Source organism: Vibrio sp. 10N.222.49.A3 (genome assembly GCF_041475145.1).
Classification (GTDB): Bacteria; Pseudomonadota; Gammaproteobacteria; order Enterobacterales; family Vibrionaceae; genus Vibrio; species Vibrio tasmaniensis_A.
Genome location: NZ_JBFRVM010000019.1, coordinates 17,130 through 37,515, shown reverse-complemented (window position 1 = coordinate 37,515; position 20,386 = coordinate 17,130). Strand labels below are relative to the sequence as shown.

Sequence of the window (20,386 nt, the reverse complement as noted above, 5' to 3'; positions counted from 1 at the left end):
TATGTCGACAAACCAGCAAGCAAAAACCTTATACGAAAAAGTTTATGACGCTCACGTTGCAGTTGCAGCAAAGGGCGAAACGCCAATTCTTTATATCGATCGCCACTTAGTCCACGAAGTAACATCACCACAAGCCTTTGATGGCCTGCGTGAAAAAGGTCGTAAAGTTCGCCAAGTAGGCAAAACTTTTGCAACCATGGATCACAACGTATCGACACAAACGAAAGACATCAACGCCTCTGGTGAGATGGCTCGTATCCAAATGGAAACGCTATCGAAAAACTGTGAAGAGTTTGGTGTCACGCTCTACGACCTAAACCACAAATACCAAGGTATTGTGCACGTAATGGGCCCTGAGCTAGGTATTACTCTGCCGGGCATGACCATTGTATGTGGTGACTCACACACAGCAACACACGGTGCATTTGGCTCATTAGCATTCGGTATCGGTACTTCAGAAGTTGAACATGTTCTAGCAACTCAAACGCTAAAACAAGCTCGCGCTAAAACCATGAAGATCGAAGTAAAAGGCAAAGTCGCTGAAGGCATTACAGCAAAAGATATCGTGCTCGCAATCATCGGTAAGACAACAGCCGCTGGCGGTACAGGCTATGTAGTTGAATTCTGTGGTGAAGCAATTACTGACCTTACAATGGAAGGTCGTATGACGGTATGTAACATGGCAATCGAGCTTGGCGCGAAAGCAGGCTTAATCGCTCCAGATGCAACGACATACGAATACATCAAAGGTCGTAAGTTCTCTCCACAAGGTGAAGACTTAGAAGCTGCAATCCAATACTGGGATACGTTAAAAACCGATGCTGATGCAGAGTTCGATGCGGTTGTTACACTAGACGCAGCAGACATCAAACCGCAAGTTACTTGGGGCACTAACCCAGGTCAGGTTATCTCGGTAGACACGCCAATCCCAGCACCAGAAAGCTTCGCAGACCCTGTTGAAAAAGCTTCAGCAGAAAAGGCTCTGGCGTACATGGGCCTTGAAGCGGGTAAATCTCTATCGGATTACAACGTCGATAAAGTCTTCGTAGGTTCTTGTACTAACTCGCGTATCGAAGACATGCGTGCAGCTGCAGCAGTAGCGAAAGGCCGCCAAGTAGCGAAACATGTTCAAGCATTAATCGTTCCGGGTTCTGAGCAAGTAAAAGCACAAGCTGAAGCTGAAGGCCTAGATAAGATCTTCATCGAAGCAGGCTTTGAATGGCGCCTACCGGGTTGCTCTATGTGTCTTGCAATGAACAACGACCGTCTAGGTCCACAAGAGCGCTGTGCCTCTACATCAAACCGTAACTTTGAAGGTCGCCAAGGCCGTGATGGTCGTACGCACCTAGTTAGCCCAGCAATGGCAGCCGCAGCAGCAATCGCTGGTCACTTTGTCGATATTCGTGAACTTTAATTAGAGGATTTAACATGTCAGGTTTTCAACAACACACCGGATTAGTCGTTCCTCTAGATACGGCCAACATCGATACTGATGCGATCATTCCAAAGCAGTTTCTACAGAAAGTAAACCGCATCGGTTTTGGTAAACACTTGTTCCACGATTGGCGCTTCCTAGATGACGCAGGCCAACAACCAAACCCTGAGTTTGTAATGAATGCACCACGCTATAAAGGCGCTTCTATTCTTCTAGCTCGTGAAAACTTTGGTTGTGGTTCATCTCGTGAACACGCACCTTGGGCGCTTGCCGATTACGGTATCCAAGTAATGATCGCACCAAGCTTTGCCGACATTTTCTACGGAAACTCAATCAACAACCAGATGGTGCCTGTTCGTCTTTCAGAGCAGGAAGTCGATGAACTATTCCAGTTCGTTGAAGCAAACGAAGGCGCAGAGATCGACGTTGATTTAGAAGCAATGAAAGTCAGAGCGAACGGTAAAGAGTACTCGTTTGAAATTGATGAGTTCCGTCGTCACTGTTTGCTGAATGGTTTAGATAATATCGGCCTTACACTTCAACATGCCGATAAGATCTCTGAGTTTGAAGCTAAGATTCCTAGCTTCCTAAAATAATGAGACGTTTCTGAATAAATCTAAAGGTTGGCCAAGTGCCAACCTTTTTTATTTGTCTAAGCTATTAACTTAACTTCATATATTTATTTAAATGAAGAGCAATGAAAGAAAATGGTAAGCCATAAGGTCTTAGTAGTCAGTCATCAGGAGAATGCCATGAAACAACTACTTTTTATTGTCAGCCTACTTTTCTCAACCTTAGCTTGGTCTGCGCCTAAATCCGATCTTTGGCGATACTGGAACCAAAGCGACGAAACCAACCTAGAACAGGTATCTCATCAAGATTGGCAGCAACTCCTCGATAGCTACTTGGTTAAACAGGGGCAAAATACGTTAGTTCGCTATAAAGCGGTGAACACTGCCGATAAGACAAAACTTAAGCAATACATCAAGCAACTCGAACAAGTTAATCCGCTCGACTATTCAAAAGCGGAGCAGTATGCCTATTGGGTTAATCTATATAACGCCGTGACTGTCGATTTGATTCTTGATGCCTACCCGATCAAATCCATCACTAAACTTGGCGGACTATTTAGTTTTGGGCCGTGGGGAGATGATGTGGTAATCGTTAACGGAAAATCACTGACACTCAACGATATTGAACACCGAATCCTAAGACCGATTTGGCAAGATCCGCGCACTCATTATGCGGTGAATTGTGCGAGTTTGGGTTGCCCTAACTTACAACCTCAGGCCTTTACTGCTGACAAGACTGATATGTTATTGGAGCTTGCTGCATCTGAGTATGTAAACAGTGATAAGGGTGTATTGGTTAGCAACAGCAAACTACAACTATCATCGATTTACGAATGGTTTGCAGTGGATTTTGGTACAGAAAAACAACTCATTCAACACCTAGACCAGTATCGTACTCAACCTGTCACGAATACTAACAAAATCAGCTATGACTACGATTGGTCGCTTAACCAAGCAAACTAGCTCTAACGCTAACGTTCAACACTAAAACAAAAAAAGAGGCTAGAGGTTTTTATTAACCGCTAGCCTCTTTTTTATCTATTGAACTGTGTTTCTACAATTAAAAGCTTGAGCCCGGTTGCTGCAAGAATTCAATTTCTTCGGGAGTCGAAGCTCGCCCTAACACCTCATTACGGTGCGGATAGCGACCAAATCGCTCAATGATAACCTTGTGCTTAAACTCAAAATCCAGATTATGCTCTAATCCCGTTTGAGAAAAGAGTTCCACGGCTTGTTCATGGACTAACAAAGACTCACTGTGCATATAAGGCATATACAGGAAGCTTTTCTGTTGCTCGTTAAGCTGGTGATCAAAACCACCCGCTACCGCCTCTTGGGCTAGAGCCAACGCCATCGGATCAGCCGAAAAAGCTGTCGGACTGTTTCTACCAATATTTCGAGAAAACTGATCAAGCACGATAATTTCAGCCAATCGTCCTTGTGCGTTTTGTCGCCATTCAAATAGCTCACCTTGAGCCGCTGCCTTGTGCACCTCAGCAAATCGAGACTCTATCAAAACATCAATTTCTTCGCCGCCAGTAAACCAGTCTTTTGGCGTCAATTCATCGAACCAAAACTCTAGAACATCCTGATACGTTACCATCATATAATTCCTTTTAATAAAAAACCGAATCATTTAATAGTATGACTCGGTCTATGTTCGATTACTTAAAACCTTTTACTTTCTTTATCAGATCATAAGCATTCTGAATTTCTTGCGATTTTTCTTTCGCGACATTCATCATTTCTGGTGGCAAACCCTTCGCCATCAGTTTATCTGGGTGATGCTCATTCATCAGCTTGCGGTAAGCTTTCTTCACCTCTTTACCCTCAGCACTTTCACTCACACCAAGAACTTTAAACGCATCGGCCAATTGGTTTTGTTGCGAAGCCTGTTGCCAACCAGATGACTGCCCGTGACCTTGATGACCACCAAAGCTTCCACCCTGCTGTTGAAAACGGAATGCTGCTTCTTGCATCTGTAAACGGCGTTCTAGTTGTTCTGCAGAAAAGCCAAGACCTTGCGCTATCTTATGCAGAACTTGGCGCTCACTAGGATGCAAACTTCCATCAGCAAATGCAGCAGATACTTGTAGCTCTAAAAAAAACTGCAGGAGATCAAAACGGCCACCCGATGAGATCTTCACACGCTCAAGTACATCGCTTAACGGGAAGTCACTTTCTTTGCCATCACGAAACGCATCTTGCGCCGCTTTACGTTGCTCGCCATGCAGGTTCATACGCTCCATCATTGTAGAAGCGAGCTGAATCTCTTCCGGAGTTACCTGCCCCTTGGCTTTAGCAACATGTCCCATAACCGCAAAGGCGGATTTAAAAAACTCGTTTTGTCTTTCAGCTTGGTTTGGACCTCGTCCAAAACCAGAGCTATTGAAGCCCGATTGGTTCAATCGGCGAGCTTTATCGAACTGGTGCCCTAAGAATAGGCCAAAAACTAAACCGAGCGGCCCCCCAAATAAAAAACCAAAAAAAGCGCCCAAAATTTTGCCAAATATTTGCATTATGTGTTCTCTATCTATGAATTTTGTCTGAGTAATGCTGTCTGATGATGCTGAATGCTAATATTTCCTTTATCATAAGGAAAATGCTTTATTAATTGGATTGATACTAGATCAACCCTTCATCTAGTGACACAGGATAGTTCAACTTCATGCAATCTTTTTCCCGCACCTTGTTAGCCGCGTCTATAAGTACGGCATTATACGTATCGACAACTCAAGCTGAAACAATCACCGATAGTAGTGTGCAGGAAATGCCCTCTATAGATCAATGCTTGATCGAGCCCGCTGCAGAAAACGAGACACAACTTCCCGCTCATGTTGAGTCCGATCGCTTAGAGGCTATCAATGGTGACAAGGCAATCTACTCAGGTGATGTAAGAGTTACCCAAGGAAACAAAACCATCCTTGCCGACAATGTAACGCTTCACCAACAAGAAAATATCGTTGTAGCTGAAGGCAACGTAAACTTTAGCGATGGTCAAATAAAGTCAGTGGCAGACAGAGCCACTAACAATCTGACCACCGATGAAATGACGCTCGAAAATACCGATTATGAGTTCCTCTGTGAGCAAGGGCGAGGAGATGCGGTTTACATCGCGAAAACCGGAAAAGCGGTTTATGAGATTGAAGATGGCTCAATCACCTCTTGCCCTATCGGCGACAATGCATGGCGACTAAGAGCGTCAAGTATCGATGTCGACCAAAATGAAGAAGAGGCTACGTTCTACAACCCAAGGTTTGAAATTCAGAGCGTTCCTGTTTTTTATCTGCCGTACTTAACCGTTCCGATTGGTGATACACGTAAAACAGGTTTCTTATATCCGACGGTATCATATGGCTCAAGTGATGGTTTTGAATTTGAGATCCCGGTTTATTGGAACTTGGCACCAGAGTATGACCTGAAAACCACTTTTAAGCATATGAAAGAGCGTGGTACTCAACTTAACAGTGAATTTAGATATTTAAGCGATTTTGGTTCTGGGATGATTAAATCTGAATACTTACCAGATGATAAAAAACACCCAGAGAAAGGCAAACGTTGGGGGGCTCAGCTTTATCACACAGGGATATTCCAAGAATCTTGGTTGTTTGAAATTGATTACTCAAAAGTTGGTGATATCGAGTACTTCACAGATGTCAACGGAAGCGGCATTGGTAGCCGTGAAGATGGCCAACTGCTTCAGGAAGGAAAAGCAACCTACCGTTCACAAAACTGGGATGCTTCCGTACTTGTAAGGGATTTCCAAGTCCTCACAGAAAATAACCAACCATACCGTCTAATGCCACAACTCGAGTATAACTACTATGCTCCGGAAGTCATGGATTACCTAGATTTCGACCTCATCAGTCATGTATCTATGTTCGATACTGATGCCTCGGGCAAGCCATCAGCAACTCGTATTCACGTTGAGCCGGGAATTACTATCCCTGTAGGCAACACTTGGGGTACTTGGACCACAGAAGCCCGACTGCTTGGGACTTACTACCAACAAAATCTTGATGGTGTAGATACGACAACGGGAACAAAAGAAACTAACCCCAATTACGGCCTCGAAGAGAGCGTAACTCGAGTTATACCTGAGTTTAGAAGCCATGCCGGCATCGTTTTAGAAAGAGATACCAAGGTTATTGGTAACTACACTCAAACTCTAGAACCCCAAGTTCAATACCTGTATGTACCAAAAGAAGATCAAAACAACATAGGCCTTTACGATACGACACTTCTGCAGACTGATTATTATGGTCTCTTTAGAAGCCGTAAATACAGTGGTGTAGACCATATCGCTGCAGCTAACCAAGTCAGTTATGGTGCATCATCTCGTTTCTTTGATGATGAATATAAAGAACGCCTCAATGTGTCTTTTGGACAGATTTTTTATATCGACAAAGGTACCAAACAACATCTAACACTTGATACTAAAGATAAGAACTCGAATTACTCATCTTGGGCGGTTGAGGTCGATTTTAATTACGACGACTACCTGTTTTATCATGGTGGGGTTCAGTACGATATCGATACCACAGCAATGCAACTAGCCAACAGCACCATTGAATACCGTTTTTCTGGTGGTTATATACAAACCAACTACCGCTACGTAACCAAAGAGTATATCGAAGACACTGTTGATTTTAATGTTGGATCGATTACTAAAGATGGTATATCTCAAGCAGGATTACTCGGAGCCTACCAGATTTCACGTAAGTGGAATGCCAGCGCTCAGTACTTCTATGATTTAACAACCGAAGAGAACCTTGAGTGGTTAGCTAAACTCAATTACAAGTCAGATTGTTGGTATATCGGCTTCACCTACAGTAATCAATTACGTAGATGGGAAGACAATTATGTGACTAATCCTAACGCAACCCCAGTATATGAGAAAAACTTTGGCTTTAACTTCGGTATTGTTGGCTTTGGTACCAACATAGGCTCAGACTCAAGCGAAGTAAGTGAAACAAGCTCAGGTAACGCACTCAGCTATGGTCGCCCATTCTTCTTAAACAACTAATTTTCTTTATTGATAAACAATCAATAAATATAAAGGATTACACATGACATTGTGGAAACGCACATTAATTGCTATCGCAGCGGCTTGTACTATCTCAATAAGCTATGCAGCACCAGTTGAACTCGATAGTGTAAAAGTGATCGTCAACGAAGGCGTGATCTTACAAAGTGACATTGATACTTCTATGAAAACACTGCGTGCAAACGCGAAGAAAAGCGGACAAACATTACCATCACAAGATGTACTGAATGAGCAAGTTCTAGAAAAGCTGATCATTGATACGATTCAAACTCAAGAAGCGGAACGTATTGGGGTTCGAATTGATGATGCGCGACTGGATCAAGCGATTGAAGGCATTGCCAAAGATAACAACCAAACAGTACAACAACTTACTGCATCGGTCGCTGAAGAAGGCCTGAGCTACAATGCATTTCGTGAGCAAGTAAGAAAAGAGATTGCGGCAAGTGAAGCGCGCAATGCCTTGGTTCGTCGTCGTATTAATATCCTCCCAGCAGAAGTCGACAACCTAGCGGACATTTTAGCGCAAGAAACCAATGCGACGGTTCAATACAAAATTGGCCACATTCAACTTCGATTCAATGATGACCAAACCAAAGAAGAATTAGAAGCACAAGCGACTGATTTAGTGGAAGAGCTAAACAACGGCAAAGACTTTAGCACCATGGCATATACATACTCTAAAGGCCCTAAAGCGTTACAAGGTGGTGATTGGGGTTGGATGCGTAAAGAAGAGATGCCTACGATTTTTGCAGACCAAATCAAAATGCAGAATAAAGGCAGCATCATCGGTCCTTTCCGAAGTGGTGTTGGCTTCCATATTCTAAAAATTGAAGACGTAAAAGGTTTGGAAACCGTTGCAGTTACCGAAGTTAATGCACGTCATATTTTGATTAAGCCAACGGTTATCTTGAGTGATGACGGTGCGAAAGAGCAGCTTGAAGAAATCACTCGTCGTGTAAACGCAGGTGAAGCGAGCTTTGGTGATCTTGCACAGCAATACAGCCAAGATCCCGGTTCAGCAGTACAAGATGGTGAGTTAGGCTACCAAACTCCAGATTTATACGTTCCTGAGTTCAAACACCAAGTAGAAACGCTACCTGAAGGTAAGATCAGTGCGCCATTCAAAACCGTGCACGGTTGGCACATTGTTGAAGTACTAGACCGTCGCGAAGTCGACCGTACCGATTCAGCATTGAAAAACAAGGCTTATCAAATTCTATTTAACCGTAAGTTCAACGAAGAAGTCGGTGCTTGGCTGCAAGAAGTAAGAGCTAGCGCCTTTGTTGAAGTGGTCGAGGATGACCAAGATGACAACTAAACGCCTTGTCATTACAGCAGGTGAACCGGCGGGAATTGGGCCAGATTTAACTCTCGCATTATCCCAAGAAAGCTGGCCACATCAGCTCGTGGTTTGTGCGGATAAAAGCCTATTAGCAGAGCGAGCTGAAATGTTAGGGATTGAAGTTGAGCTGTTGGATTACGACTCAACCGCGCCCAAGCAACCTCAACGCTCTGGAACATTGGTTGTGAAACACGTTCCACTAGCTGAAACAGCAGTTGCAGGCCAACTCAACGAGGCTAACGGTCATTACGTATTAAATACTTTAGAAACCGCAGCAATTGGCTGTATGAATGATGAATTTGATGCTATTGTCACCGGCCCTGTTCACAAGGGTGTAATTAACCGAGCTGGCGTTGCTTTTAGTGGCCATACCGAGTTCTTTGCAGAGAAGTCCAATACTCCACTGGTGGTGATGATGTTGGCAACAGAAGGGCTGCGTGTTGCTCTAGTAACAACGCACATCCCGCTAGCTTATGTATCTCAAGCAGTGACCGAAGACAGATTAGAGCAAATCATTGCTATTCTGCATAAAGACTTGGTTGAAAAATTTGCTATTGAGAAACCAACTATCTACGTGTGTGGTTTGAATCCACATGCTGGTGAAGATGGTTGTTTGGGTCGTGAAGAGATAGAAACTATCACCCCTACGCTAGAAAAAATTCGCCAGAAAGATGGTATTAATTTAGTTGGCCCATTGCCAGCAGACACCATCTTTAATGAAAAATATTTGCAAGATGCAGATGCTGTTTTAGGTATGTATCACGACCAAGTACTCCCGGTATTGAAATACAAAGGGTTTGGTCGCTCAGTGAACATCACGCTTGGCTTACCGTTTATTCGCACATCAGTCGATCACGGTACCGCCTTAGACTTGGCAGGGAAAGGCCAAGCCGATACAGGGAGCTTTAGAACAGCGCTCACGCACGCCATTGAATTAGTAGAGAAAAAGCAATGAGAAATGATGTCCACTTAGGGCACAAAGCGCGTAAACGTTTTGGTCAAAACTTCCTTAACGACCCATACATTATTGATGGAATCGTATCGAGTATTAACCCACTACCAGGCCAGAACTTAGTAGAAATCGGCCCTGGTCTTGGTGCGATTACTGAGCCTGTTGGCAAGCTTGTCGACAAGTTCACAGTAATTGAACTGGATAGAGATCTTGCTGAACGTCTGCGTAATCACCCTGATCTTGCTGAAAAGTTAACGATCTATGAAGGCGATGCAATGAAGTTCGATTTCGAACAACTTGTTAAGCCAAACAACAAGTTACGTATCTTCGGTAATTTGCCATACAACATCTCTACACCATTGATGTTCCACCTTTTTGAGTTCCATAAAGACGTGCAAGACATGCACTTTATGCTTCAAAAAGAAGTGGTTAACCGATTAGCAGCGGGTCCTGGCACTAAAGCTTACGGTCGTCTAACGGTTATGGCTCAATATTACTGTAAAGTCACTCCTGTGTTAGAAGTGCCACCAACAGCATTTGTTCCGCCACCGAAAGTAGACTCTGCAGTCGTTCGTCTTCAGCCTTATGAAGTACTGCCTTACCCGGCAAAAGATCTTAAGTGGTTAGATCGCGTATGTCGCGAAGGCTTTAACCAGCGCCGTAAAACAGTACGTAACTGCTACAAGAGCCTAATCGATAAGGAAGTGCTTGAAGAGCTAGGTGTAAACCCTGGCATGCGCCCTGAGAACCTGACGCTCGAACAGTTTGTCGATATGGCGAACTGGTTGCACGACAGTCACAACGCTGACAAATAATCGAAAAAGGCTCCTACACTTCGGTGAGGAGCCTATTTTTTATGTAATACTAAAAGCATACCAACAACAAAAGGTGCGAATATGGATATATCTACGCCTTGTATCAAATGCCAAGTTCATTCTAAATATATTGAAGAACAATCTGAGCCATCTAAGAATCGCTACGTTTTCGCTTACATCATTACCATCAAAAATCTAAGTAAAACAACGGTACAACTTATGTCTCGCCGCTGGCTGATTACCGACTCTAACGGTAAACAACTCACCATAGAAGGTGATGGCGTGGTTGGACAGCAGCCTGTGATTGAAGCCAATGACGAATACACATATACCAGTGGTACGGTCATCGAAACCCCTGTGGGTGTTATGCAAGGTCACTATGTGATGACCAATCATAAAGGCATTGATTTCATAACAGAAGTCGACCCATTTAGACTGGCTATCCCCAATATCCTTAACTAGTACGCATCTCTACCACTTACAGGAAAATACTGTGTCGAATTATATTGTCGGAGACATTCAAGGATGCTTCGACGAGCTTCAGTTACTGCTTGAAACCATCAACTTTGATAGACAACAAGATACTTTATGGGTCGCCGGAGACTTAGTTGCTCGTGGCCCTAAATCCTTAGAGACGTTACGTTTTGTTCGTAACCTTGGCAGTTCAGCGAAGGTGGTATTGGGTAACCATGATTTACATCTACTTGCGGTATCCTTAGGCCTCTTTTCAGCTAAACCAAAAGACAAGACTCAACCAATTCTTGATGCTAAAGACCGTGACCAATTGCTGGAATGGTTAAGACAACAACCCTTGATGCAAGAACACCCTGAGTTTGTCATGACACATGCAGGCATCTCTCCTCAATGGAACTTGGAACAAGCACGTATAGAGAATCGAGAGATAACATCATTACTGAAATCGGACCGTTGGCAGTGGCTTATTGAGAACATGTACAGCAACACGCCAGATCTCTGGAACAACGAGTTGCAAGGCATAGAGCGCTATCGCTATGCGATCAATAGCCTGACAAGAATGCGCTTCTGTTTTGAAGATAGCCGACTCGACATGGCATGTAAGCTACCACCGAATGAAATTACCGATGAACCACTAGTGCCATGGTTTGACCTTCCGCAACGCATAAAGCTCGATAAAACCGTTGTTTTTGGACACTGGGCTGCGCTTGAAGGCTATAACGGAAAAGATGTAATTGGACTTGATACTGGATGCGTGTGGGGAGGAGAATTGACGATACTTCGCTGGGAAGACAAACAGTTTTTTACTCAAAAAGCGCTATAAAAAAACGAGATACGAGATACTTGCGCTAGCTGGGTACAGTAACGCAAGTATTTTTCAGAGCCTAACTCTTAATAACCACAGTTAACGCTCGAGAACCACAAACTCCATGTTGTGTTTATTTTTCTCGTCCGCTTGATAGGCCTCGCGAAAGCTTAACTTCCAATCTTCACCCCAATCAGGGAATTGCGTGTCGCCATCCACATCAAAATCAATATAAGTCAGATAGAGCTTGTTCGCTTTAGGCAGACAGCTTTCATAGATAGAACCGCCACCGATGATCATCACTTCATCAACATCGCTTACTAGCTCTAATGCTTGATCAATTGACGTTACAGTCGTCACACCTTCGATTTCTAAACTTTCGTCGCGGCTGATTACGACATTTACTCGGCCAGGTAAAGGGCGACCAATCGAATCATAGGTCTTACGCCCCATCACTACCGGTTTACCCATCGTTGAGCGTTTAAACCATGCGAAATCTGCAGGTAAATGCCAAGGCATCTGATTATCTTTACCAATTACACGGTTGTTTGCCATTGCCGCTATCATACTGATGATCATAAATAGAAAGTCCTGTCCTTACCTGAAAATGAAATTGAAGTTAGACGATAGGTCTACGACGATAGAATAACAGCCCCGGCACCGCCAAGCCAATCGCTAGCCCTGCGATAATGAACATCGACTTTAAGAAGTTCTCCATCAACATGGCGAGCAAATCTGGGTTATACCCTGCTCTGTTTATTTCTACCATAGCGATCATCGCTTTGAACGCAAAGACTCCTGGAACCATCGGAATCAAAGCGGCGACTGTAAAAACTTTTGGGTGTGCTAACAGTTTGTGTGACCAATGAACCCCAATCATCCCCACAATAGTCGCAGCAAAGAACGTCGCCCATTCAATGGGAATGCCAAAATGCATCATTAAGTAACGGCTACCGTGGCCAATTGAGCCTCCAAGCGCGCAATAGATCAACGCTCGTTGTGGTACGTTAAAAACCAATGCAAAGCCGACGGCAGGTATGGCAGCAAAAAACATATCGTTCAGAAGGCCTACCAATAATTCAAAGATAGTCATTAGCTTGCCCACCCCCACACGTCTGAAAGACTCATCGCCGCAACAATGCCTAAGCTTGTTGCCAACGTTAATAAACTAGCCATGGTAAAGCGTGCGAGCCCCATATTAATATGGCCTTTAAGCATATCCGCAACAGAGTTAATTAAAGGGAAACCGGGCACAAGCATCAGCACAGAAGAAGCCATCACGATAGTGGGTTGGCCACCGATGTTATAAAGAACCGCTTGCGCTGAAATAGTTGTCGTAACAAACGCTGTGATAGCAAAGTTTAATAAGGGGTTAAAATGGCGATGACCAATTTCTTGTCTGACGATCATGCCGCAAGCTGAAGCAATAAAAGTCATCATGAAGACTTGCCCGTCTCCGCCCGCAAGGTGGCTGAAAGAGGCGCACGACAACCCTATCATCACAACCACTAACCAACGGTTGTAGCGCTCGGGGCTGATGTTTTGAATCTTTTTATACGCCAAATCATAATCGAGAATTCCCTTCTCCATCATGATGCAAATGCGTTGAATGTCGGTGATAACCTGCATGTTAATGCCACGATCAGCACAGCTTCGAGTAGTCGTTATGCAATGATCATCCATTACTGTTGTCACGACCAACGCATTGGCTGACAGTGCAACTTCAACCTCATTCACCCCACAAGCAATACCGATGCGGCGCATAATATCACCGACCAGTGTGCTCTCGGCGCCGTGTGCCAATAACATTTGTCCTGACTGAGCGACTAACCTTGAGATCGCTCTTTGTTCTGATGCCATGATTTCCTTCCCATAGGCGTAAAGTATCTAGAAACGAATTCTGCATTAAAATTCGATAAGACATAATGATTTAGATACAAAAAAACCGCAATTTTCATTGCGGTTTAGTAATACTATTAGTGTGCTTTAGAAGAAGCGACCAAAGTATTTATAAGAAACTCTGAGACTTAGTCACGAACATAGATAACATGACCGTCATCTTCTTCGTCATCCCAGTCATCCCAATCGTCGTCATCTTCAGTAACGACATTCTTACCGGCCATCGCATCTTTATGGTAGTCATCCCACATAAAGTTAACTTTTTCTTCTTCTTCAATTGCTTCAACTTCACGAGGTAGGTTCTCCATGAACTCACCCAGTTTAAAGCAAAGATCTTTCGTGCCGATCTTGTTTACAGCAGAGATCTTGAAGTACTCGCCTTCCCAACCTAAAGCTTCGACGATTTCTTGAATCTTTTCATCCGCTTCTTCTTCAGGCATTAGATCAACTTTGTTGAATACTAACCAGCGAGGTTTCTGTGCCACTTTTTCGCTGTATTGCTCAAGCTCGTCAATGATCGTCAGTGCATTCTGAATAGGATCAGAACCATCAATCGGCAAAATATCGATCATGTGCAGAAGAACACGACAACGCTCAAGGTGCTTCAAGAAACGAATGCCAAGGCCAGCGCCATCAGCTGCACCTTCAATTAGACCCGGGATATCAGCAACAACGAAGCTCTTTTCAGGGACAACACTAACAACACCTAAGCTAGGGATTAGCGTGGTAAACGGGTAATCAGCAACTTTCGGTTTCGCAGCAGATACTGAGCGAATAAAAGTAGATTTACCAGCGTTTGGCAAGCCAAGCATACCAACATCCGCTAATAGAAGAAGCTCTAAACGTAGTTCGCGAACTTCACCTTTAGTACCCATTGTCTTTTGACGAGGAGCACGGTTAACAGACGACTTAAAACGCGTGTTACCAAGACCGTGCCAACCACCTTTACCAACCATTACTTTCTTGCCATGTTCAGCAACTTCAGCAACGATTTCATTAGTGTGGATATCAACAGCGCGAGTACCTACAGGTACTTTCATGGTCATATCTTTACCACGTTTACCCGTACAGTTACCACCGCGGCCATTTTCGCCACGCTCTGCATTGTAAAAACGTTGGAAACGGTAGTCGATCAGTGTGTTTAAGTTTTCATCCGCTTGGATGTAAACATCACCACCATCACCGCCATCACCGCCGTCAGGACCACCTTTAGCGACGAATTTTTCGCGCCAAAAGCTTACTGTACCATTACCGCCATCACCGGCTTCTATTTTTACTGATGCTTCATCAACGAATTTCATTTTTTAACTCCGCACTTACGTTGCGTTACCACTCATCAAGGAGTGATATAAATTCTAGCAGATCCGTGTTTAGATCGATCACCTAAGATCTAGATCGATCTGCAACCAAGGAACAAATAAGGAGAGGTTCTTTGCTTTCTGTTTCTTAAAAAACAAACGGCTTCTCAAAACTAAACTGTTTATCAAACACCAAATTGCTTCTCAAACTAAAGCCAGAGCGTCTACTTTTTTATTCTCGCTATAAATAAAAAACCCTGCCGAATCGGCAGGGCTTTTGAATTCAGCTTGAAAGCTAGTATAAATAATCTAATAAAAGATTAAATTACTCAGCTTCGATGCTTACAAACTTACGGTTTTTAGGACCTTTTACTGCAAATTTCACTTTACCTTCAGTAAGAGCGAAAAGAGTATGGTCTTTACCGATGCCAACGTTTGTGCCAGCGTGGAACTTAGTACCACGTTGACGAACGATGATGTTACCTGCAAGAACAGATTCACCACCAAAACGCTTAACACCAAGACGTTTGCTTTCTGAATCGCGGCCGTTATTAGTAGAACCGCCAGCTTTTTTATGTGCCATTGTTAAACTCTCCTAATACTTAAGCGTTAATGCCAGTGATTTTCACTTCTGTGAACCACTGACGGTGACCAGCTTGCTTACGCGAGTGCTTACGACGACGGAACTTAACGATTTTTACTTTATCGCCACGACCGTGTTGTACTACTTCTGCAGTAACCTTGCCACCTTCAACAAGAGGTGCACCAACAGCGATTTCTTCGCCGTTAGCAACAAGAAGAACTTTATCAAATTCTACAGTTGCACCAGTTTCAACGTCTAATTTCTCTAAACGAAGTGTTTGACCTTCGCTTACTCGGTGTTGTTTGCCACCAGATTGGAAAACAGCGTACATATTTTACTCCGCTTTTTCCGCACAGCCTATGGTTGTTAATTCTACAACTCGGGTGTGCGCTAAACTAATCAATAGGGCGCAGATTCTACGGGAATCATGCCGCTATGACAAGCCATATTTTTAAAATATTGGCGAAAACATGTTCGCCAAAGAAAAGTGCGGCAATGATGCCTTTAAGTGATGTATTAATCAACGTTTTTTAGTGTATTATTCAACAATTAAATACAACGTATAAGCCTTACAGGGTCTAACTTCAGCCGGATGAACAATGGATTTTAAAGCTATCCAAACGCTTACTGCCAATGATATGGCAAAAGTGAATGAAACAATTCAAGCCCAACTTAATTCTGACGTAAGTTTAATCAACCAGCTTGGTTTTTATATCGTTAGCGGTGGTGGCAAACGCCTACGCCCTTTGCTTGCTCTTTTATCAGCTCGCGCACTTGGTTACCAAGGAGAGGCTCATATAACCTCAGCCGCGTTTATTGAGTTTATCCACACAGCAACACTGCTTCATGACGATGTTGTCGACGAATCAGACATGCGACGTGGCAAAGCGACAGCGAATGCTGCTTTTGGTAATGCAGCTAGCGTTTTGGTTGGTGATTTTATTTACACCCGCTCATTCCAGATGATGACGACGCTTGGATCTTTAAGGATCCTTGAGCTAATGAGCGAATCAGTAAATGTGATTGCCGAGGGTGAAGTTCAACAATTGATGAACTGTAACAACCCAGACACCACAGAAGAAAGCTACATGCAGGTGATCTATTCAAAGACCGCTCGTTTGTTTGAAGCCGCAACCCAAATCGGCGCAATTCTTACAGAGTCTTCACCTGAGATCGAAACTGCGATGCAAAACTACGGTAAGTACCTAGGAACAGCATTCCAGCTTATTGATGATGTGATGGACTACACCGCTGATGGTAAAGAGATGGGTAAAAATGTTGGTGATGACTTAGCAGAAGGCAAACCGACGTTACCATTACTTTACGCTATGCATAATGGCTCGCCAGACCAAGCGAGCATGATTCGTGAAGCGATTGAAAAAGCCAATGGTATGGAACATCTCGACGACATCATGTCTGTCATGAAAGAGACCGGCTCGTTAGAGTACACGACCAATAAAGCCTATGAAGAAGCTGATAAAGCTATTGCTGAGCTTTCTATTCTTCCTGAGTCAGAATACAAGCAGGCTTTAACTACGCTAGCTCACCTTGCAGTAAAACGTAGCAAGTAAATAGACAGCTATATAATAAAAAAGAGCCTGTTGGCTCTTTTTTTGATCCTGCTAGATAATACTCTGGGTCTCAATAACGACTCGATTCTAACGATAGAGGTAGTTGCGCTTCGATCTCTTCAAGTTCTTCCAACGGAACTGCATATTGCTTATGACTATTGTAAGACTCAAACAACGCGAACTGCTCTTGCTCATCGATAACCAATATCTTGCCCAAGCGACCTAGATAGTTAACATTCATCCCTTTTTGTACTCTAGTCATCGTTCAATACCCTAATTCTTCGTGGTTAGAAAAAGATTACGAGTGGATTGAATACAAGGATCAAAAAAGCCGATCGCAATGATCGGCTTTCGTTAACTGTCGTTTTAGCAGAGTTCAGTTATCTATCGCTTATTTAGCGAATTCAACACCAATCTCAATATCGCCATTTAGCGTTTCTAGCATGCTGTCTAGTGCATTGCGTTCGAAGTCGCTCAGTTCACCGTAGCTAAGAATCGCTTCAGCGCCTTCTTTGCCAAGTTTAACTGGTTGTGCGAAGAATGGTGCGTGCTCGCCTTCACCTTCAACGTAGGCACACTCAATCACGTTCTCTTCGCCTTGAAGTGCTTTCACTAGAGCAAGACCGAAGCGACAAGCTGCTTGACCCATAGATAGGGTCGCACTACCGCCACCCGCTTTAGCTTCTACTACTTCAGTACCCGCGTTTTGGATGCGAGTTGTTAGCGCTGCGATTTCTTCGTCAGTAAACTCAACACCTTCAACTTGAGAAAGCAGAGGAAGGATCGTTACACCTGAGTGACCACCGATAACAGGAACACGAATGTCGCCTGGATCTTTATCTTTCAGCTCAGCAACGAACGTTTCAGAACGAATGACATCAAGAGTAGTAATACCGAATAAACGACGCTTGTCGTAAACGCCCGCTTTCTTAAGTACTTCAGCAGCGATTGGCACTGTTGTATTTACTGGGTTAGTAATGATACCAACACAAGCAGTAGGACAAGTAACGGCAATTTTTTCAGCTAGAGACTTAACAATGCCAGCGTTCACATTGAAAAGATCCGCACGATCCATACCAGGTTTACGAGCAACACCCGCAGAAATAAGCACAACATCCGCACCTTCAAGTGCTGGAGTTGGATCTTCACCCGCGTAACCTTTGATCGAAACAGGCGTTGGGATATGGCTAAGATCGGCAGCAACCCCCGGGGTTACCGGAGCGATGTCGTAAAGTGCAAGATCTGAACCAGCAGGCAGGCGGTTCTTTAGTAGTAGGGCTAGGGCTTGACCGATGCCACCAGCGGCACCAATAACAGCTACTTTCATTGTTATTCTCCTTGAGAGCTTTCTCTTATAGATTCTTTGTAGGGTAATTCTTGAGCTAAATTTAAGTTAAAAAACTATATTAATCACAAAGTGATTACAATCAATTAACGCTAGCTTTGCGACTTCGCGCAAGTCAATAAAACCGTGCTACACAGCAAGTTCGCATTATGGCGATAATCATTTGAAATGACAAAACAACTCGTCTTAAATAACACATTATCCTATTAAATTTTTACAGTGATATGACTAACAAATTACCGTGATATTTTGGCGAGAACTGAATATGTATGCGAGAATATGCAAACATCTTTGTTAATGAATAAGAATGACATATGCGCAATACAGAAAAACAAGACAACTTAGTTCGAGCTTTTAAATCACTACTAAAAGAAGAACGTTTTGGTTCGCAAGGCGAGATTGTCGATGCCCTGAAGCATGAAGGCTTTGAAAGTATCAACCAATCTAAAGTTTCGCGTATGTTAACTAAGTTTGGCGCCGTGCGAACACGCAATGCAAAAATGGAGATGGTTTATTGTCTTCCTGCTGAACTTGGTGTTCCGACGGTTTCGAGCTCTTTAAGAGAGTTAGTGTTAGATATTGATCACAACAATGCATTGGTTGTGATACACACTGGCCCTGGTGCCGCGCAGCTTATTGCTCGCTTATTAGATTCATTAGGTAAGTCAGAAGGCATACTGGGGGTAGTTGCTGGAGATGATACTATCTTCATTACTCCAACCTTATCAGTTACCACTAAGCAACTGTTCGATTCTGTATGCGAACTGTTTGAATACGCAGGATAATTGCTCACAGTTTCATAACTATCAGCCATTGCTATTGGATCACAAACACCTATTTAGTTCGTGATCCAAATCACATCCTAAGATATCTATCCCGCCTCTCCCAAAAATCACTAACTCATTGATTTTAAAAAACTCAATAGCAAATCAAACACGAGATCCAACCGTCATTTGTTAGATTTTTTCGCTATATCTTTTAACATTTGAGTAATTTTCTGCCAATTTTTGATATTATTCAGCCACTTTTTCATCACATGGATTGAAAAAGGTGCCGTTTCCAAATAGGAAACTCCAGAAACGACTACACTTGTTTCAGGGTTAATAATGAATAAAGGAAGGGAAATTCATGGCATTTACCAAACTGATTAAAGTTGGGGCTATTGCAGCTGCTGTAATGGGCGCTGGCGCAGTTAACGCTCAAGAGTTCATCACAATTGGTACTGGTTCAGTAACGGGTGTTTATTACCCGACTGGTGGTGCAATTTGTAAGCTAGTGAACAAAGGCCGTAAAGACCACAACATTCGTTGTTCTGTCGAGTCTACTGGCGGTTCAATCTACAACGTTAATACCATCCGTGCTGGTGAACTAGATTTCGGTGTTGTTCAATCGGACTGGCAATACCACGGCTACAACGGTACAAGTAAGTTCAAAGACCAAGGCGAATACAAGAAACTTCGTGCTATGTTCTCTCTACATACAGAACCGTTCAACATCATCGCTCGCACCGATGCAGGTATTAACAATGTTTCAGACCTAGCTGGTAAGCGTGTCAACATTGGTAACCCTGGCTCTGGCGATCGTGCAACGATGGGTGTTGTAATGGACTCTATGGGCTGGACTAACGATAGCTTCAAGCTTGCTTCTGAACTGAAAGGTTCTGAGCGTTCACAAGCACTTTGTGATAACAAGATTGATGCATTCATCTACATGGTTGGTCACCCGAACGGATCAATTAAAGAAGCGACAACGTCTTGTGATGCAAAACTGGTTTCTGCAACAGGTCCACAGATCGACAAGATCGTAGCTGAAAACCCATACTACGCATACAGCACAGTACCTGCTGGTATGTACCGCGGTACAGATGCTGACGTAAATAGCTTCGGTGTTGCTGCAACTATGGTAACAACTTCAGACGTTTCGGATGAAGTAGCATACAACGTTGCTAAAGCAGTATTTGAAAACTTCGCAACATTCAAACGTCTGCACCCAGCATTTGCTAACCTGAAAAAAGAAGACATGGTTAAAGCGGGTATCTCTATCCCTCTTCACCCAGGTGCCGCAAAATACTACAAAGAAGTAGGTCTTCTAAAGTAACTCTACTTTAAGCCTACTAAACCAATAAGGAGGCTAGTCCTCCTTATTGGCTTTTCACGTTTTATAAAAATAATTTAAGTGAAAAGAACAACCCTTTAAGTTTCTCCAATTTGGAGGACTTACCTTCGTATCAAGCCTAAGACAAAGACGA

Annotated in this window: 22 protein-coding genes; 12 read left to right on the top strand and 10 right to left on the bottom strand. The window is 43.4% G+C overall.

Annotated elements, in window-relative coordinates:
- Position 1 precedes the first annotated feature (1 nt).
- The 3 genes from leuC to AB4589_RS02525 all read left to right on the top strand — a co-directional run bounded on the left by leuC (position 2) and on the right by AB4589_RS02525 (position 2,970).
- Complete coding sequence (gene leuC, locus AB4589_RS02535; protein WP_371701418.1) at positions 2 to 1,414, top strand: 3-isopropylmalate dehydratase large subunit; 1,413 nt, start codon at positions 2 to 4, stop codon at positions 1,412 to 1,414.
- A gap of 14 nt (positions 1,415 to 1,428) precedes the next feature.
- Positions 1,429 to 2,031: a 3-isopropylmalate dehydratase small subunit gene (gene leuD / locus AB4589_RS02530; protein ID WP_009847819.1), complete on the top strand. Its 603-nt coding sequence runs from the start codon at positions 1,429 to 1,431 to the stop codon at positions 2,029 to 2,031.
- Between the two features lie 156 nt (positions 2,032 to 2,187).
- Entirely contained in the window at positions 2,188 to 2,970 is a 783-nt protein-coding gene (locus AB4589_RS02525) for a DUF547 domain-containing protein (RefSeq protein WP_372099223.1), read from the top strand.
- A gap of 97 nt (positions 2,971 to 3,067) precedes the next feature.
- Here the strand turns inward: AB4589_RS02525 and AB4589_RS02520 are convergent, their stop codons facing one another.
- Together AB4589_RS02520 and djlA are read right to left on the bottom strand one after the other, a co-directional pair.
- Positions 3,068 to 3,613, bottom strand: coding sequence for a DUF924 family protein (locus AB4589_RS02520; RefSeq protein WP_372099221.1), 546 nt, complete (start codon positions 3,611 to 3,613; stop codon positions 3,068 to 3,070).
- A 58-nt stretch (positions 3,614 to 3,671) separates the two neighbouring features.
- Positions 3,672 to 4,526 carry a co-chaperone DjlA gene (djlA, locus tag AB4589_RS02515; protein WP_372099219.1) on the bottom strand — a complete coding sequence of 285 codons (855 nt, stop codon included), beginning with the start codon at positions 4,524 to 4,526 and terminating at the stop codon, positions 3,672 to 3,674.
- Positions 4,527 to 4,675: 149 nt separating this feature from the next.
- Between djlA and lptD the strand changes: the two genes are divergently transcribed.
- The 6 genes from lptD to AB4589_RS02485 all read left to right on the top strand — a co-directional run bounded on the left by lptD (position 4,676) and on the right by AB4589_RS02485 (position 11,460).
- Positions 4,676 to 7,033, top strand: a complete 2,358-nt coding sequence (gene lptD / locus AB4589_RS02510; protein WP_372099217.1) for an LPS assembly protein LptD — start codon at positions 4,676 to 4,678, stop codon at positions 7,031 to 7,033.
- 43 nt (positions 7,034 to 7,076) lie between these two features.
- The gene (surA, locus tag AB4589_RS02505) at positions 7,077 to 8,372 is read left to right on the top strand and encodes a peptidylprolyl isomerase SurA (RefSeq protein ID WP_135444494.1); all 1,296 of its coding nucleotides are present in this window, start codon (positions 7,077 to 7,079) and stop codon (positions 8,370 to 8,372) included.
- Positions 8,362 to 9,351 carry a 4-hydroxythreonine-4-phosphate dehydrogenase PdxA gene (pdxA, locus tag AB4589_RS02500; protein WP_167855767.1) on the top strand — a complete coding sequence of 330 codons (990 nt, stop codon included), beginning with the start codon at positions 8,362 to 8,364 and terminating at the stop codon, positions 9,349 to 9,351. The genes surA and pdxA overlap by 11 nt, the downstream gene beginning before the upstream one ends.
- Positions 9,348 to 10,163, top strand: a complete 816-nt coding sequence (gene rsmA / locus AB4589_RS02495) for a 16S rRNA (adenine(1518)-N(6)/adenine(1519)-N(6))-dimethyltransferase RsmA (RefSeq protein ID WP_009847826.1) — start codon at positions 9,348 to 9,350, stop codon at positions 10,161 to 10,163. The genes pdxA and rsmA overlap by 4 nt, the downstream gene beginning before the upstream one ends.
- Positions 10,164 to 10,244: 81 nt before the next feature.
- Positions 10,245 to 10,625, top strand: a complete 381-nt coding sequence (apaG, locus tag AB4589_RS02490; protein ID WP_371709225.1) for a Co2+/Mg2+ efflux protein ApaG — start codon at positions 10,245 to 10,247, stop codon at positions 10,623 to 10,625.
- A gap of 31 nt (positions 10,626 to 10,656) precedes the next feature.
- On the top strand, positions 10,657 to 11,460 hold the full coding sequence (locus AB4589_RS02485; protein ID WP_371709226.1) for a symmetrical bis(5'-nucleosyl)-tetraphosphatase: 804 nt from the start codon (positions 10,657 to 10,659) through the stop codon (positions 11,458 to 11,460).
- 81 nt (positions 11,461 to 11,541) lie between these two features.
- Here AB4589_RS02485 and folA read toward each other — a convergent pair whose 3' ends face one another.
- The 6 genes from folA to rplU form a co-directional block, all read right to left on the bottom strand.
- Entirely contained in the window at positions 11,542 to 12,021 is a 480-nt protein-coding gene (gene folA, locus AB4589_RS02480; RefSeq protein ID WP_371709227.1) for a type 3 dihydrofolate reductase, read from the bottom strand.
- Positions 12,022 to 12,061: 40 nt separating this feature from the next.
- On the bottom strand, positions 12,062 to 12,535 hold the full coding sequence (locus tag AB4589_RS02475; RefSeq protein WP_371709228.1) for a threonine/serine exporter family protein: 474 nt from the start codon (positions 12,533 to 12,535) through the stop codon (positions 12,062 to 12,064).
- Positions 12,535 to 13,302 carry a threonine/serine exporter ThrE family protein gene (locus AB4589_RS02470; RefSeq protein ID WP_269335457.1) on the bottom strand — a complete coding sequence of 256 codons (768 nt, stop codon included), beginning with the start codon at positions 13,300 to 13,302 and terminating at the stop codon, positions 12,535 to 12,537. The genes AB4589_RS02475 and AB4589_RS02470 overlap by 1 nt, the downstream gene beginning before the upstream one ends.
- A 167-nt stretch (positions 13,303 to 13,469) precedes the next feature.
- Positions 13,470 to 14,642, bottom strand: a complete 1,173-nt coding sequence (gene cgtA, locus AB4589_RS02465; protein ID WP_009847831.1) for an Obg family GTPase CgtA — start codon at positions 14,640 to 14,642, stop codon at positions 13,470 to 13,472.
- A gap of 322 nt (positions 14,643 to 14,964) precedes the next feature.
- A complete protein-coding gene (gene rpmA / locus AB4589_RS02460; protein WP_004735905.1) occupies positions 14,965 to 15,222 on the bottom strand; it encodes a 50S ribosomal protein L27 in 258 nt (85 codons plus the stop codon).
- 19 nt (positions 15,223 to 15,241) lie between these two features.
- Positions 15,242 to 15,553, bottom strand: coding sequence for a 50S ribosomal protein L21 (gene rplU, locus AB4589_RS02455; RefSeq protein WP_004740823.1), 312 nt, complete (start codon positions 15,551 to 15,553; stop codon positions 15,242 to 15,244).
- A gap of 268 nt (positions 15,554 to 15,821) precedes the next feature.
- Between rplU and ispB the strand changes: the two genes are divergently transcribed.
- Positions 15,822 to 16,793 carry an octaprenyl diphosphate synthase gene (gene ispB, locus AB4589_RS02450; protein ID WP_371709230.1) on the top strand — a complete coding sequence of 324 codons (972 nt, stop codon included), beginning with the start codon at positions 15,822 to 15,824 and terminating at the stop codon, positions 16,791 to 16,793.
- Between the two features lie 70 nt (positions 16,794 to 16,863).
- Here the strand turns inward: ispB and AB4589_RS02445 are convergent, their stop codons facing one another.
- Both AB4589_RS02445 and mdh read right to left on the bottom strand, forming a co-directional pair.
- Positions 16,864 to 17,055 carry a hypothetical protein gene (locus AB4589_RS02445; RefSeq protein WP_009847833.1) on the bottom strand — a complete coding sequence of 64 codons (192 nt, stop codon included), beginning with the start codon at positions 17,053 to 17,055 and terminating at the stop codon, positions 16,864 to 16,866.
- Positions 17,056 to 17,184: 129 nt separating this feature from the next.
- The gene (gene mdh, locus AB4589_RS02440; protein ID WP_009847834.1) at positions 17,185 to 18,120 is read right to left on the bottom strand and encodes a malate dehydrogenase; all 936 of its coding nucleotides are present in this window, start codon (positions 18,118 to 18,120) and stop codon (positions 17,185 to 17,187) included.
- A gap of 332 nt (positions 18,121 to 18,452) precedes the next feature.
- Here mdh and argR point away from each other — a divergent pair, with 332 nt between their 5' ends.
- Both argR and AB4589_RS02430 read left to right on the top strand, forming a co-directional pair.
- The gene (argR, locus tag AB4589_RS02435; protein WP_004735909.1) at positions 18,453 to 18,923 is read left to right on the top strand and encodes a transcriptional regulator ArgR; all 471 of its coding nucleotides are present in this window, start codon (positions 18,453 to 18,455) and stop codon (positions 18,921 to 18,923) included.
- A 343-nt stretch (positions 18,924 to 19,266) separates the two neighbouring features.
- Entirely contained in the window at positions 19,267 to 20,235 is a 969-nt protein-coding gene (locus tag AB4589_RS02430) for a TAXI family TRAP transporter solute-binding subunit (RefSeq protein WP_009847835.1), read from the top strand.
- Positions 20,236 to 20,386 lie beyond the last annotated feature (151 nt).